Source organism: Pseudocitrobacter corydidari, assembly GCF_021172065.1.
In the GTDB taxonomy this organism is placed as follows: domain Bacteria; phylum Pseudomonadota; class Gammaproteobacteria; order Enterobacterales; family Enterobacteriaceae; genus Pseudocitrobacter; species Pseudocitrobacter corydidari.
Genome location: NZ_CP087880.1, coordinates 4183167 through 4198481, shown reverse-complemented (window position 1 = coordinate 4198481; position 15315 = coordinate 4183167). Strand labels below are relative to the sequence as shown.

General features: G+C 55.8%; 15 protein-coding genes. 4 read left to right on the top strand and 11 right to left on the bottom strand.

From position 1 onward, the window contains the following. Positions 1-48 precede the first annotated feature (48 nt). Entirely contained in the window at positions 49-1155 is a 1107-nt protein-coding gene (asd, locus tag G163CM_RS19470; protein WP_015962650.1) for an aspartate-semialdehyde dehydrogenase, read from the bottom strand. A gap of 232 nt (positions 1156-1387) precedes the next feature. On the opposite strand from asd, the gene G163CM_RS19465 reads away from it, so the two are divergent. Beyond that, positions 1388-1981: a YhgN family NAAT transporter gene (locus tag G163CM_RS19465; protein WP_015962649.1), complete on the top strand. Its 594-nt coding sequence runs from the start codon at positions 1388-1390 to the stop codon at positions 1979-1981. Between the two features lie 154 nt (positions 1982-2135). Here the strand turns inward: G163CM_RS19465 and gntU are convergent, their stop codons facing one another. From gntU to G163CM_RS19440, 5 genes are all read right to left on the bottom strand, one after another. After that, entirely contained in the window at positions 2136-3476 is a 1341-nt protein-coding gene (gene gntU / locus G163CM_RS19460) for a gluconate transporter (RefSeq protein ID WP_108476565.1), read from the bottom strand. After that, complete coding sequence (gene gntK / locus G163CM_RS19455) at positions 3473-4006, bottom strand: gluconokinase (RefSeq protein ID WP_015962647.1); 534 nt, start codon at positions 4004-4006, stop codon at positions 3473-3475. The genes gntU and gntK overlap by 4 nt, the downstream gene beginning before the upstream one ends. 135 nt (positions 4007-4141) lie before the next feature. Continuing rightward, a complete protein-coding gene (gntR, locus tag G163CM_RS19450; RefSeq protein ID WP_015962646.1) occupies positions 4142-5137 on the bottom strand; it encodes a gluconate operon transcriptional repressor GntR in 996 nt (331 codons plus the stop codon). A 102-nt stretch (positions 5138-5239) separates the two neighbouring features. Further along, entirely contained in the window at positions 5240-5935 is a 696-nt protein-coding gene (locus tag G163CM_RS19445) for a pirin family protein (protein WP_015962645.1), read from the bottom strand. Between the two features lie 121 nt (positions 5936-6056). Next, positions 6057-7094, bottom strand: a complete 1038-nt coding sequence (locus G163CM_RS19440; protein WP_231826012.1) for an oxidoreductase — start codon at positions 7092-7094, stop codon at positions 6057-6059. A gap of 470 nt (positions 7095-7564) precedes the next feature. Between G163CM_RS19440 and yhhY the strand changes: the two genes are divergently transcribed. After that, positions 7565-8068: an N-acetyltransferase gene (gene yhhY, locus G163CM_RS19435; RefSeq protein WP_231826011.1), complete on the top strand. Its 504-nt coding sequence runs from the start codon at positions 7565-7567 to the stop codon at positions 8066-8068. Between the two features lie 166 nt (positions 8069-8234). Beyond that, a complete protein-coding gene (locus tag G163CM_RS19430; RefSeq protein ID WP_420851079.1) occupies positions 8235-9377 on the top strand; it encodes an IS481 family transposase in 1143 nt (380 codons plus the stop codon). 86 nt (positions 9378-9463) lie between these two features. Here G163CM_RS19430 and ggt read toward each other — a convergent pair whose 3' ends face one another. Further along, on the bottom strand, positions 9464-11215 hold the full coding sequence (gene ggt / locus G163CM_RS19425) for a gamma-glutamyltransferase (RefSeq protein ID WP_231826010.1): 1752 nt from the start codon (positions 11213-11215) through the stop codon (positions 9464-9466). Between the two features lie 121 nt (positions 11216-11336). On the opposite strand from ggt, the gene G163CM_RS19420 reads away from it, so the two are divergent. Then, the gene (locus G163CM_RS19420) at positions 11337-11777 is read left to right on the top strand and encodes a DUF2756 family protein (protein WP_231826009.1); all 441 of its coding nucleotides are present in this window, start codon (positions 11337-11339) and stop codon (positions 11775-11777) included. On the opposite strand, the gene ugpQ is transcribed toward G163CM_RS19420, so the two are convergent. From ugpQ to ugpA, 4 genes are read right to left on the bottom strand one after another with little or no spacing between them, the layout of a single operon-like run. Next, positions 11774-12514 (bottom strand): glycerophosphodiester phosphodiesterase, encoded by a 741-nt coding sequence (gene ugpQ, locus G163CM_RS19415; protein ID WP_231826008.1) that lies wholly within the window; start codon positions 12512-12514, stop codon positions 11774-11776. The two genes, G163CM_RS19420 and ugpQ, sit on opposite strands and share 4 nt — an antisense overlap. Then, the gene (locus G163CM_RS19410; RefSeq protein WP_231826007.1) at positions 12511-13581 is read right to left on the bottom strand and encodes a sn-glycerol-3-phosphate import ATP-binding protein UgpC; all 1071 of its coding nucleotides are present in this window, start codon (positions 13579-13581) and stop codon (positions 12511-12513) included. Before G163CM_RS19410 ends, ugpQ begins: the two co-directional genes overlap by 4 nt. A 1-nt stretch (position 13582) precedes the next feature. Continuing rightward, positions 13583-14428: a sn-glycerol-3-phosphate ABC transporter permease UgpE gene (gene ugpE, locus G163CM_RS19405; protein WP_015962638.1), complete on the bottom strand. Its 846-nt coding sequence runs from the start codon at positions 14426-14428 to the stop codon at positions 13583-13585. Further along, on the bottom strand, positions 14425-15312 hold the full coding sequence (gene ugpA / locus G163CM_RS19400) for a sn-glycerol-3-phosphate ABC transporter permease UgpA (protein ID WP_015962637.1): 888 nt from the start codon (positions 15310-15312) through the stop codon (positions 14425-14427). Before ugpA ends, ugpE begins: the two co-directional genes overlap by 4 nt. Positions 15313-15315 lie beyond the last annotated feature (3 nt).

The following is a 15315-nucleotide window of genomic DNA, read 5'->3' as shown; positions in this document are numbered from 1 at the left end:
AAAACCTATCAGATGTAAACAGGGGGGCATAAAGCCCCCCTGAGAATATTAAGCCAGCTGACGCAACATGCGGCGCAGCGGTTCTGCTGCCCCCCACAGTAGCTGGTCGCCAACCGTAAAGGCCGAGAGATACTCTGGCCCCATGTTCAGCTTACGCAGACGCCCGACCGGCGTGGTCAGCGTGCCGGTGACCGCCGCAGGGGTCAGCTCGCGCATGGTGATGTCACGATCGTTCGGGATGACTTTCGCCCACGGGTTGTGAGCCGCCAGCAGCTCTTCAACGGTGGCGATAGAGATATCTTTTTTCAGTTTCAGCGTGAAAGCCTGGCTGTGGCAACGCAGCGCGCCAACACGGACGCAAAGGCCGTCAACCGGGATGGTGGACGCGGTGGCGAGGATTTTATTGGTCTCAGCCTGGCCTTTCCACTCTTCGCGGCTCTGGCCGTTATCGAGCTGTTTGTCGATCCACGGAATCAGGCTGCCTGCCAGCGGTACACCGAAGTTATCGACCGGCAGGTCACCGCTGCGCGTCAGCGCCGTGACTTTGCGTTCGATATCGAGAATAGCGGAAGCCGGGTTCGCCAGTTCATCGGCGACGTGATTATGCAGTTGGCCCATTTGAGTCAGCAGCTCACGCATATGACGCGCACCGCCGCCGGAAGCCGCCTGATAGGTAGCAACGGACGCCCACTCCACCAGGTCGTTAGCGAACAGGCCGCCTAAGGACATCAGCATCAGGCTGACGGTGCAGTTGCCGCCCACAAAGGTTTTCACGCCGTTGTTCAGGCCATCGGTGATGACTTTCTGGTTAACCGGGTCAAGAATGATAATGGCATCATCTTTCATGCGCAGCGAAGAGGCCGCGTCAATCCAGTAGCCCTGCCAGCCGCTTTCACGAAGCTTTGGATAGATTTCGTTGGTATAATCGCCGCCCTGGCAGGTGACAATAATGTCCAGGGCCTTCAGCGCGTCAAGATCGTAAGCATCCTGCAGCGTACCACCTGTGGTAGTGCCAAAAGACGGCGCCGCCTGCCCAAGTTGGGAGGTGGAGAAGAAGACCGGGCGAATGGCGTCGAAATCGCGCTCTTCCACCATGCGTTGCATGAGTACAGAGCCGACCATTCCACGCCAGCCGATAAAACCAACATTTTTCATAACGTTTTTTTCCTGCAGAGATGTGCTGTTAATGTCACCAGATCCGGTGCGACATCCTTCACATTACAAAAAGCAGCCAAAGTCGCAAGTGAAATTAATCAATGATTGCAACGCAATCAGAAATGCAACTTATTACCCCCATTTTGGGAGCCAACACGCGCCACTTCGGAAACCTTTCCATCGGCCACGTGTTTAGCAGAAAATCCGCAATGATTATCAGGGAATTTAGGTTATGAATGAAATCTTTTCTGCATCCGTTTTGTTGATCCTGATTATGGATCCATTAGGAAACTTGCCGATTTTTATGTCGGTATTAAAACACACGGAACCCAGGCGCCGCAGGGCGATCATGATACGTGAGCTTTTAATCGCACTTCTCGTCATGCTGATTTTCCTGTTCGCGGGCGAGAAGATTTTGGCCTTTTTGAACCTGCGTGCCGAAACGGTTTCTATCTCCGGCGGCATCATTCTGTTTTTGATTGCCATTAAGATGATATTTCCGAGTAGTTCCGAAAACAGTTCCGGTTTACCGGCGGGTGAAGAGCCGTTTATTGTGCCGCTCGCCATCCCGCTGGTCGCTGGGCCAACCCTGCTGGCGACCCTGATGCTGCTTTCGCATCAATATCCGAACAATATGAGCCATCTCGTTATCGCCCTGCTGATCGCCTGGGGCGGCACGGTTGCCATTCTGCTGCAATCGTCGCTGTTCCTGCGTCTGCTGGGTGAGAAAGGCGTAAACGCGCTTGAGCGCCTGATGGGGTTGATTCTGGTGATGATGGCAACCCAGATGTTCCTGGATGGGATTCGGATGTGGATGAAGGGGTGATGAAGCTGAACGACGCCGGGTGGCGGCTGCGCCTTACCCGACCTACAGCAATTTTGCCCTCCGTAGGCCCGGTAAGCGAAGCGCCACCGGGCAATTTCACCAATAAAAAAGGGCTTCCATCCGGAAGCCCTTTCGCAATAACGTTCTATAAAACCTAGCTCAGCAGGGTAAACGCAATCATACCGACAATCGCGCCCACGGTACCGAGGATGGTTTCCATCATGGTCCAGGTTTTCAGCGTCTGTGCTTCGGTGGCATTCGTAAACTTACCAAATAACCAGAAACCAGCATCGTTCACGTGGCTGACCACAATCGAGCCGCCCGCGATACAGATAGAGAGTGCTGCCATCTGTGCGCCGTTGTAGTTCAGCTGTTCAATTACCGGCATCACCAGGCCAACCGCCGTTAAGCAGGCAACCGTTGCCGAACCCTGAATGATACGTACCGCAGCCGCCAGGATGAAGCAGGTCAGCGCAATCGGCAGACCCATACCGGTCAGCGCTTCGCCCAGAGCCGGGCCCACGCCAGAGTCAACCAGAACCTGTTTGAACACGCCACCTGCACCGATAACCAGCAGGATGATGCCCGCAGGTTGCAGCGCGTGACCGCAGATTTCCATCACTTTGTCTTTCGCCATACCCTGACGATACGCCAGGCCATAAATGGCAACCAGACACGCAATCAGGATTGCAGTGAACGGGTGACCGATAAATTCAAACCATTCGTACGCGGTAGAGCCTTCAGCCACAAAGCGAGCGGCAATCGTTTTCAGACCGACCAGCACCAGCGGCAGCAGGATCAGCGCGAGGCTGAAACCGAACGACGGCATTTTGCCTTCGCCCAGATGCGGCTCGGTGATGTCTTCCGGAATGCTCAGCTCAACGTAGCGGCTGATAAAGTTGCCCCACAGCGGGCCGGCAATGATCATGCCCGGAATCGCTGCGCACAGGCCAATCAGGATCATCCAGCCGAAATCCGCGTGCATCTGGGAAGCCAGCAGCATCGGCGCAGGCCCAGGCAGCAGGAACGCCGCCGCCGCCGCAACACCGGCAAACAGAGGAATCACCAGTTTCACCAGGTTGGTCCCGGTGTGACGCGCCATAGAGAACGCGACGCTAATCAGCAGCACAATCGCCACTTCGAAGAACAGCGGCAGTGCGCAAATCAGACCAGCCAGGCCAATCGCGTAGTGCGCGCGATTGTGACCAAAGGATTTCAGCATCTTGACGGCAATCTGATCGACTGCGCCCGTTTCATGCAGAATTTTACCGAACATCGCGCCCAGCGCGACCACGATAGCCAGGAAGCCCAGCGTACCGCCCATCCCTTTTTCCATGGTTTGCGCGATCTTAATCAGCGGCATACCGGAGAAAAGACCTGCACCAATAGAAACCACCATCAAAGCCAGGAAGGCGTGCATACGCGCCTTCATGACTAAAAACAGCAGCAGCAGAACGGAGCCTACTGCTGTTAAAACCAGCGTTAAAGTTGTCACGCGTTACTGCCTTTGTTAATCACTTCAATAGTACTGTTGATAACGCCTTCCAGCGGCTGATCGATATCAACCACCAGCACATCGCGTTCATCAGCGCTCGGTTCCTGCAGCGTTTCGAACTGCGTCACCAGCATTTGCGTTTTGAAGAAGTGACCCTTACGTGCTTTCAGACGGCTTTCGATCACGTCGAAATCGCCTTTCAGGTACACGAAGGAGAGATTCGGGTTACCTTTTCGCAGAATGTCGCGATACGCTTTTTTCAGCGCAGAGCAGACAATCAGGGAAACTTTGTTGGTACGCTGCATCGCAAATGCGGCGTCGTTCAGCGCCTGCAGCCACGGTTTGCGATCGTCGTCGTTCAGCGGTTCGCCGGAGGACATTTTGACGATGTTGCTACGCGGATGAAGGAAATCGCCATCAAGAAACGCGGCATTCAGTCGATGCGCCACTTCACTGGCGACTGCGGATTTACCACTGCCAGATACGCCCATCAGAACGTAGACATGGTGATCATGATTAGTCGTGCTCAAAGCGTCCTCCTGCTGGACACAAGAATTTGTTACGGGTAACTGTTATCGGTAACATTGTCATGCCGGACCAGTGGAGAAGCAATCACCATTCGTGCCGGAAATGAATATGTGTGATCTAGTTCAAATTTGTCAGGGCTAAATTGAACCGCCCGGTGACAAAGTGAAACCTAAATCTAACATTTTAGGAGTAACTGCTTCACCTCGGATCCGTGCTAACAGACGTTCCGCGCCGATGCGCCCCATCCGCTCACGCGGCGTCAGGACGCTTGCCAGGCGGGGTTCCATCACTTGCCCGATATCATGGCCGTGGAAACCAGCGATGGCGATATCATCAGGAATACGTAAGCCCAGACGTTGGCACTCAAAGGACGCGCCTACCGCAAGGTCATCGTTGGTACAGAAGATGCCGTCAAGCTGCGGATATTCGCGACGCGCCTGGCGCATCAGCTCAATCCCCGACGAGTAAGAGGATGATTGCTCGACCATCACGCTGTAAGGCACCAGCCCGGCATCGAGCATCGCCTGCTCGTAACCCTTCTGTTTGATGATAGTACGTTCATCAAGACGCGCGCCAAGATAGGCGATATGGCGATGGCCGCGCGCGATAATCGCTGCCGTCATCTGCCGCGCGGCTTCGAAGTTATCGAAACCGACCGCGATATCGAGGCATGGCGATTTGCTGTCCATCAGTTCGACAACCGGAATGCCCGCAACTTCAATCATCTTCAGCGTACGCGGCGTATGCGAACGCTCGGTAAGGATCAGGCCGTCAATATTCCACGACAGCATCGATTCCAGACGCTCCTGCTCAAGTTCCGGCTTATAGCCGTAGTGGGCGAGCATCGTCTGATAACCATAGGCGTCGGTCACGCTTTCAATGCCACGAAGCACTTCAGCGAAAACCTGGTTAGTTAAGGAAGGAAGGAGAACGCCAACCGCACGGCTGGTCGCATTGGAGAGAATATCAGGGGCACGATTAGGAATATAACCCAGCTCATCCAGGGCCTGAGCAATTTTACCTCGCAGCGCGACGGAGACCTGCTCCGGATTGCGTAGAAAACGGCTGACCGTCATTTTGGTCACGCCGACGCGATCGGCCACATCCTGAAGTACGGGTCTTTTCTTTTTCATCGTCCTGAGAGAAATAAAAGTGAAACATCCTCTCAGTTTACCACGGAGATAAGAGAACCTCCCCGGTTGATTGGGGAGGTTCTCTTATTTATTTACGCGTTATCATACCGGCGGCAGATCGAAGAGCAGAATTTCGCTTTCGCTGTCGGCATGAACAGAAATCGCCTGTTCATCCCAAATCGCCAGGCCATCGCTGGTGGTGGCTTTGGTGCCATTGATAGTGACGTTACCTTTTACCACCTGAATCCACACGCGGCGGTCAGCGGCAATCTGGTGCACCGACTGCTCATCTTTCGCCAGCGCCCAGCGATAGAGTTCCATATCCTGGTACACTTTCAGCGAACCATCACGCGCATCCGGCGACAGCACCAGCTGTTTACCCTGCTCGGCGTCAAAGCGACGCTGTTCGTAGCGCGGCGTAATACCGGTTTCTTCTGGAATGATCCAGATTTGATACAGGCGTAGACGGTCAGTTTTGCTCGGGTTGTACTCGGAGTGACGCACGCCGGTACCCGCGCTCATAATCTGGAACTCACCCGCCGGAACCTGTTCTTTGTTGCCCATGCTGTCCTGGTGCTCAACGGCGCCTTCCAGTACATAGGTCAAAATTTCCATATCTTTGTGCGGGTGCGTACCGAACCCCTGGCCTGCGTCAATCACGTCATCGTTAATCACGCGCAGTGCCGAGAAGCCCATAAAATTCGGGTCGTAATAGTTTGCAAACGAGAAGGTATGCCAGGAATCCAGCCAACCATGATTTGCATGACCACGTTCATTTGCTTTGCGTAAGAAAATCATTTGTTACCCCCTCATGTTTTCGATGGAGTAAGTGTGGCCCTAAACCGCCTGGGATGATAGTGGGTGAAAATTGACTCCTCTGTTCAAAAAATGTGAACAAGAATAGAGGAGCCTTAACATCTTATTTGGCGAGGGTGATTGTGGCGGGTGAGGCCTGCTCGAAGGCACGTTCAAGGATCTCAAGGTTGGTCAGAACTTCAGATTCCTTGACGTAATTCGGCGTTCCATGGGTAAGGGTTTGATACAGCGCATCGTAGACACGGCCATAGTCGCCGGTTTCCGGTTTCACCTCTTCTTTCACCGTCACGCCTTCATCGTTGACGTACTCAAGCTGCCCGATGGAGTCATCAGCGGCAAAGCCCGGTTCACCCGGCATAATATTGGCTTTCAGGCTGGTTTCCTGCTGGTCGATACCGTATTTCAGGTACGAGCCTTTGGTGCCATGCACGATAAATTTCGGGTAATCGATTTTCACCAGGTGGCTGGTTTTGACGATGGCTTTCAGGTTGCCGTAGAACAGCTGTGCTTCAAAGGTGTCGTCCGGGTTGGCTTTGTTTCGCAGGCTACGGATGTCATAAGCGACGTGATCCGGGCGGCCAAACAGGGAAATGATCTGGTCCATGGTGTGCACACCAAGGCCGTAAAACGCGCCATCCTGCGGTAACCCTGGTTTGGTTTCCGCCACCGGGCGGAAGTAGTCAAAGTGGCTTTCGATTTCCACAATGTCACCGAGTTTTCCGCTTTCAATGGCCTTTTTCGCCGTCAGGAAGCAGGAGTCAAAACGGCGGTTCTGATACGGCGTTACCGTCAGCCCTTTGCTTTTCGCCAGCGCAAACAGTTCTTTCGCTTCGGCAAGCGTGGGGGTGAACGGCTTTTCGACCAGCACGTTTTTCCCGGCTTCCAGCGCGCGCTTCGCGTAGTCGAAGTGGCTATCAGCGTGGGTACACACCACCACCAGCTTCACTTCGGGGTCATTGAGCACTTCATCCAGATCGCTGGTGAAGTGGATGTGGGAATACTGCGGATGCTGCTCTTCCGGCTTCGCGCTGCGACGATAGATATGCGCCACGTGCCAGCTGTCTTTGCGGTTCAGAACATAGGGAAGATGATAGCGGGTGGTGCTTTTACCAAAACCAATGAATGCACAGTGTAGGGCCATGATGTCGTCCTTTAAAGGTATCTGGTTACACCATAGCGCAAAGCGAAGAGAGACAAAATGAGGAAGTGTGTTAGTGCAACGCATTGTCCGGAGCCGGAGAAAGAGAGCACAAATGCCCGCGCACCAGCCGTCGGCGTCGCAGCCAGTTTGTTCACGGCCTGCGCGCAGCAACCGGAGCGTACTTAATGTACGTGAGGATAGCGAGCACAGCCCGGGAACAAAATGGCAAGTAAGCCAGGCTGGAACATCCCAAAAAAAAAGCCAGCGCAAGGCTGGCTAAAGTAATACTGGAAGCAATGTGAGCAATGTCGTGCTTTCAGGTTCTCCCTCAGGGGTCTTCCTGAATGCAGGACAATAATAATCATTCTCATTCGCACTTGTCCAACACTTTTTGCAAAAAATGTCAGTTGACTCCGCTTTTAAAGTCAATGATGTTGAAAGGGATAATCACCCCACAGAGGAAACAAGGAATGAGTGAGATAGTAATACGCCACGCGGAACCGAAAGATTACGCTGCCATTCGGCAGATCCACGCCCAGCCGGAGGTGTATTACAACACGCTACAGGTTCCTCATCCTTCTGAGCAAATGTGGGAAGCGCGTCTTGCCGATCAGCCCGGCATCAAACAGCTTGTCGCCTGCATTGACGACACGGTGGTCGGGCATCTGTGCATCGACGTGGCACAACGCCCGCGCCGCAGCCACGTAGCTGATTTCGGCATTTGCGTTGATGCGCGATGGCAAAACCGCGGCGTCGCCAGCGCCCTGATGCGTGAGATGATTGATATGTGCGACAAGTGGCTGCGCGTGGAGCGTATTGAGCTCACGGTGTTCGTCGATAACGCCCCGGCGGTTGCGGTGTATAAGAAGCACGGCTTTGAAATTGAAGGCACCGGGAAGAAGTACGGGCTTCGCAACGGGGAATATGTGGATGCGTATTTTATGGCGCGAGTGAAGGGAATGAGTGCGGCCTGATGCCCTCACCCCGGCCCTCTCCCACAGGGAGAGGGAGAAAATCAGACCGCACGGACAGTCCCCTCTCCTTGCGGGAGTGTACGGTCCGGGGACATAGTTAACACTTGTTCGGGGACATGGTAGACACTTACAACTAAGGCATAAGAATCCGTTTATGGAGTCGCTTATGCCCTGGGATGCGAGAGATACCATGTCATTACGTTCCGAGTTTGTTCTGTTCGCCTCACAAGACGGGGCGAACATCCGTTCCCTCTGCCGTCACTACGGCATTTCTCCCGCCACCGGTTACAAGTGGCTTCGTCGCTGGGCTGAGGAAGGCGCATCCGGTCTTCTGGACCGTCCCCGCGTACCTCATCACTCTCCCAACCGTTCTCCGGATGATATCACTGACCTGCTGCGCATCGCCCATGCCCGTCATGAGCGCTGGGGCGCCCGCAAGATAAAGCGCTGGCTCGAAGACCAGGGGCACCGTATGCCCGCCTTCAGCACCGTCCATAACCTGATGGCCCGTCACGGTCTGCTACCGGGCACGGCTCCGGGCATTCCGGCCACAGGGCGCTTCGAACATGACGCGCCGAACCGGCTCTGGCAGATGGATTTTAAGGGCCACTTCCCCTTCGGCGGGGGGCGCTGCCATCCGCTCACCCTGCTGGATGACCACTCCCGTTTCTCCCTGTGTCTGGCACCCTGCGCCGATGAACGCCGTGAGACCGTGCAGCAGCAGCTGGTCAGCGTGTTTGAACGCTACGGGCTGCCAGACCGGATGACGATGGACAACGGCGCGCCGTGGGGCGACACCACCGGTGTCTGGACAGCGCTGGAGCTGTGGCTGATGCGCCAGGGTATCCGGGTGGGGCATTCCCGGCCATACCATCCGCAGACACAGGGCAAGCTGGAACGTTTTCACCGCAGCCTGAAGGCGGAAGTGCTGCAGGGTAAGTGGTTCACAGACAGCGGTGAGCTGCAGCGTGCTTTCGACCACTGGCGTACGGTGTATAACCTTGAACGGCCCCATGAAGCACTGGGTATGGCCGTTCCGGCCTCGCGGTATCAGCCGTCTGCAAGGCAGTACAGCGACAGCATTACGCCACCGGAATATGATGAAGGGGTGATGGTGAGGAAGGTCGATATCAGCGGGAAGCTGAGCATTAATGGTACCTGTCTGAAGGCAGGCAAAGCATTCAGGGGAGAGCGGGTCGGGCTGAAGGAGACGCAGGAGGATGGCTGCTATGAAGTGTGGTGGTACAGTACGAAAGTGGGGGTGATCGACCTGAAGAAAAAGTCGATCACCATGGGTAAAGGATGTTAAAAAGTGTTCACCATGTCCCCGAACACCTGTCTACCATGTCCCCGGACCGTACAGCGGGAGAGGGTTAGGGTGAGGGGTAAAGGTATTCAGTACCCCGCCGCCAAATCATCCACCGAACGCGGGTCGGACGCGCCATACAGCGTGCCGTCCGGCCCAATCATAATGCTCTGCGTACTGCCCATCGCCTCTTTCAGCGCCACTTTCTGCCCCTTCTGCTCAAGCAGCTTCAGCGTATCCGGGCTAAAGCCCTTCTCCACGCGCAGCTCATCCGGCAGCCACTGGTGATGGAATCGCGGTGCGTTAGTGGCTTCGGCGACGTTCATCCCATAATCGATGGTATTCACCACCATTTGCAGCACCGTGGTGATAATCCGGCTGCCGCCAGGGCTACCGGTAACCAGCCAGGTTTTGCCGTCTTTCACCACAATCGTTGGCGACATCGACGACAGCGGACGCTTCTTCGGCCCTACCGCATTCGCGTCACCGCCGACCAGGCCATAAACGTTCGGCACGCCCGGCTTAGCGGAGAAATCATCCATCTGATTATTCATCAGAATGCCGCTGTTCCCGGCAACAATCCCGGTGCCAAAGGTGGTGTTCAGCGTATAGGTCACCGCCACCGCATTACCGTCTTTATCCACTACCGAGAAATGGGTGGTTTGGTTGCTCTCGTAAGGCGCGAGCTTGCCAGGGCGAATTTCGCTGGACGGTTTCGCCTTGTTGACGTCAATCTGTTCGGCTATCGATTTCGCATAGGCTTTGCTGGTCAGCGCCTGCCACGGCACCTTCACAAAATCCGGGTCGCCGAGGTATTCCGAGCGATCCGCATAGGCATGCTTCTCGGCTTCCGCCATGACCTGCATGGCGTCGGCACTGCCAAAGCCATATTTATGCATGTCGAAATTTTCGAGAATATTGAGGATTTGCACGATGTGGATCCCGCCGGAGGACGGCGGCGGCATCGAGAAGACCTGATAACCGCGATAATCGCCGCTGATTGGCGTGCGCTCGACCGCTTTGTATTCGGCGAGGTCCGCTTTGGTGATCAGCCCGCCGTGCTTGTGCATCTCGTCGGCAATCTGATCGGCGATGGCGCCTTTATAAAACGCATCCGGGCCGTTTTCGGCAATCAGCTCCAGGCTTTTCGCCAGATCTTTTTGCACCAGCTTGTCACCCTTTTTCAGCGGCTCGCCGTCTTTCCAGAAAATCGCTTTGCTGTTTTCATGGTTGGGAATGACTTCACTGCCGTAGGTTTTGAGATCGTCAGCCAGCGCATCCTTCACCACAAAGCCATCGCGCGCCAGTTTAAACGCGGGCTGCACCACTTTGTTAAGCGGCAGCGTGCCATATTTTTCCAGCGCCAGTGAGAAACCCGCTACCGTGCCCGGCGTACCGGAGGCCAGATGTGAGGTCAGGGATTTTTTGCTGTCAGGATTACCGTGATCATCAAGAAACATATCGCGCGTGGCCTGTGCGGGGGCCATTTCGCGGAAGTCGATAGCCGTCGTTTTCCCGTCTTTGGTGCGCAGCAGCATAAATCCGCCGCCGCCCAGGTTACCGGCTTGCGGATGCGTGACTGCCAGCGCGTAACCCACCGCCACCGCCGCATCGACGGCATTACCGCCCTCTTTGAGGATTTGCACTCCAACCTGTGTGGCGAGCGCGTCCACCGACGCCACCATCCCCTGATGCGCGCGCACCGGGTGAAAAACATCTTCCTCTACGCCATAAGATACCGGTGGTGCAGCAGGCTCGGTCGTTGCTGCCGCCACGGCAAAACTCCCTCCGGCGGTCAGCGCGGCAATCGCCAGCCAACGCGCAAACGTCTGTTTCATCATCGTTGTTCTCCAGAATTGGGGTCACAGTTCCTGTTTAAGCCTGGTTCAAAACTCCTAAATAATCATCGTTATGGCGAAAACGAGGTAAACTTAAGCGATCCCTCAGAAGGGAGGAGAGACAATGAAACGATTATTGATTATGGCGGCAATGCTTCCGTTTGCCGCTTTAGCACAGCCACTCAATACCACCAATAATCCCAATCTGCCGGATTACAAAATCCCGAGCCAGCAGCGGTTACAAACCCAGATGAAATCGCAGCAGGTGCAGCAGAAAGGGATGCTGAATCAACAGTTGCAGACACAAACGCGCGTTCAGCAGCAACAGCTTCAGACGCAGATGAATAACGACAGGCAGCGGATACAGCAGGCCCAGCCGGGGGAGCGAAACCCCGCAGGTCAGCAAATGCTCCCCAATACTAACGGCGGGATGCTGAACCAGAGCGGGGCATCAGGGAATAGCGATTCGCTGCTGAATAATCAGCAGCATATGTTGCCGCAGCGGCAGAATGGCGACATGCTGAATAGCAATCCTAATCTGCCGGTGAAAACCAACCTGCCTTAAGGCTGGAAGTTCGGGCCGATGATATCAATGGCATCGGTACAGATGCAGTTCACGCCCCAGCGCAGCAGTTGTGATGCGCGCTGGGGCCTGTTCACCGTGTACACCAGAATCTTCAGGCCCGCCTCGCGCAGGGCATCTACCCGCGCTTCATCCAGCAGTTTGTGGTTGAGGTGAATCGACACGCAGCCCAGCCGCGTGGTCAGTTCACGCCAGTCATCACGCCATTCATCCAGCAATAAACCACGCGGCAATTCCGGCGCGGCCTGCTGTGCCGCTTCCAGCGCATCAATTTCAAACGACGAGAGCAGCGGCGGCGTCATGCCTGCCCACAGTTCACGCGCCGCCAGCGCCACCGCTTTCCCGGTGAGCGGCCCGGTTCCAGTGGTCGGTTTGATTTCGATGTTCGCCATCATCCCGTATTCGCGGCAACGTTCCGCCACCTGCGAGAGCAGCGGCAGCGGTTCACCTTTGAATTCACCGCTAAACCAGCTACCCGCGTCCACGCGCAGTAAATCGTGCCAGTTCAGTTCGCCCGCCACGCCCCAGCCATTGCTGGTGCGCTCAAGGTTATCGTCGTGCAACAGGAAAATTTCGCCGTCTTTCGACAGCTTCACGTCGAACTCAATCATGGTGTGACCGTATCGCGCCCCCACATCAATAGCCGCCAGCGTGTTTTCCGGAGCCAGTCTGCCGCCGCCACGATGGGCCGCAACATGGGGATAAGGCCAGTTACTCATATTCTTTGTCCTGTTTCGCCATCAAAAAGATGCAGATGATTGTCCGGCAGATGCAGCCACAGCGTGCTGCCCGCCGTCGGGCGTTCCTGATGAGACAGACGCACCACCAGCTTTTGTGCGCCCCAGCGGCCATGAGCAAGGTTATCCGCGCCCAGCATCTCCAGAGTGTCCATCACCAGCGGAATACCGCCTTCCGCCTGCGAGCTTAACGCAATATGCTCCGGGCGGATACCGAGGGTCATTTTACGCCCGGCGTGCTGACGAGCGTCACCCTTCAACGGAATCGACAGACCCTCTTCCAGTTCAAAGTGCGTGCCTTCATTGTTGATGCGCCCGGCCAGCAGGTTCATCGCCGGGCTGCCGATAAAACTCGCCACAAACAGGCTGGCGGGCTTTTCGTACACTTCTACCGGCGTACCAATCTGTTCGGCGATGCCGCCGTTCATCACCATCACGCGCTGGGCGAGCGTCATCGCCTCAACCTGATCGTGGGTCACGTACAGCGAGGTGGTTTTCAGACGACGATGCAGTTGTTGCAGTTCAAGGCGCATCTGCACGCGCAGCTTGGCATCCAGGTTCGAGAGCGGTTCATCGAACAGGAACACCGCCGGGTCGCGCACAATTGCGCGTCCCATCGCCACGCGCTGACGCTGACCGCCAGAAAGCTCGCGCGGGCGACGCTTAAGCAAGCCGTCCAGCTCCAGAATACGCGCCGCTTCTTTCACTCGCTCGGCAATCTGCTGTTTACCCATGCCGCGTATTTTCAGCCCCCACGCCATGTTCTCCTCCACGCTCATATGCGGGTAGAGGGCGTAGTTCTGGAACACCATCGCGATACCGCGATCTTTCGGTTCCATTTCGGTCACGCGCTTGCCGTCAATCCAGATATCGCCGCTGGTCGCGCGTTCAAGCCCGGCGACCATACGCAGCAGCGTGGATTTCCCGCAGCCGGACGGCCCAACCATCACGATAAATTCCCCATCGGCCACGTCCAGCGTCAGCGGTTTAATGACCTGGGTTTTACCATCCCAGCTTTTGGTTATTGCCTGTAATTTCAGTCCTGCCATCTTATTTCTCACTGTCCACTAAACCGCGTACAAAGGCACGCTGCATCACTAAAACAATCACCACGGGTGGGATAAGCGTTAACAACATCGCTGCCATCACCTGGTTCCATTGGGTTGTGCCTTCGCCGGTGGCGATCATGCCTTTGATCCCCGCAACGGTGGTGCCGAGATCCACATCGGTGATGATCAGCAGCGGCCACAGATACTGGTTCCAGCCGTAGATAAAGGTGATCACGAAAAGCGCCGCCAGATTGGTTTTTGACAGCGGGAAGACGATGTCGCGGAAGAAACGCATCGGCGAGGCGCCATCAATACGCGCGGCTTCCACCAGTTCATCCGGCAGAGTCATAAAGAATTGACGGAACAGGAACGTCGCGGTTGCCGACGCCATTAACGGCAGCGTCAGCCCGGCGTAGCTATCCAGCATCTTCAGGTTGGCAATGACCTCTACCGTCGGGAAGATACGCACTTCAACCGGCAGCATCAGCGTAATAAAAATCATCCAGAAGAAGAGGTTACGCAGCGGAAAGCGGAACCAGACGATGGCAAAGGCAGAGAGCATCGAGACGGTGATTTTGCCCACCGTAATGCTGAACGCCATCACAAAACTGTTAAGCATCATTCGCCAGAACGGTGCGCTGTTCACGCCAACACCGTTTACCCAGATGTGGTGCATATTTTCCAGCAAATGCGTCCCCGGCAGCAGCGTCATCGGCGTCGCGAAGACCGCCTGATCATCCAGCGTCGCCGCCACAAAGGCGACGTACAGCGGGAAGAGGATCACCGCAATCCCCAGAATCAACATGGTATGGCTGAATATCGTCAGCCCCGGACGGTTCTCAATCATTGGTAACGCACCTTACTTTCCACATAGCGGAACTGCACCACCGTCAGCACGATGACGAGGAACATCAGCACCACCGACTGCGCGGCAGAGGCTGAGAGATCCAGCCCGGTAAAACCTTCGCGGTAAATTTTATAAATCAGCGTGGTGGTCGCCTGCACCGGTCCGCCCGCCGTCGCGGCATCGATAACCGGGAAGGTGTCGAAGAAGGCGTAGACCAGGTTCACCACCAGCAGGAAGAAGCTCACCGGTGCAATCAGCGGCAGAGCGAGCCTGAAGAAACGGCGAATCGGGCCCGCGCCATCAATCGCTGCCGCCTCAATCAGCGAACGCGGAATGGATTGCAGCGCAGCGTAGAAGAACAGGAAGTTGTAGCTGATTTGCTTCCAGACCGAGGCGAACACCACGAGGAACATCGCCTGGCCGCTGTTTTGCGCGTGGTTCCAGTCGTAGCCGAATTCGGCGAGGAAATGGGTGATCAACCCGCGCCCCGGGTTGAAGAGGAAAATCCACAGCACCGCCGCGACGGCAGGCGCGACGGCGTAAGGCAGCAGCATCAGCGTCTGGTACAACCGACTGCCGCGCACGATGTACTCCACCAGCGCGGCGAAGACAAGCGAGATCACCAGACCGCTGACGGTCACCATGGTGCTGAATTTGATCGTCGTCCAGAAAGCGTCGAGATAGTAGCTGTCCTGGAACAGGGTGACGAAGTTATCCAGGCCGACAAACTGGCTGGAAAAACCAAACGGATCGACGCTTTGCAGCGAGTACCACAGCGCTTCGCCCGCAGGCCAGATAAAGAAAATAACGGTGATAACCAACTGCGGGGCAACCAGCAAATAGGGCAGCCAGCGCGAGCGGAACACCGGACGGGAAGATGACATTGA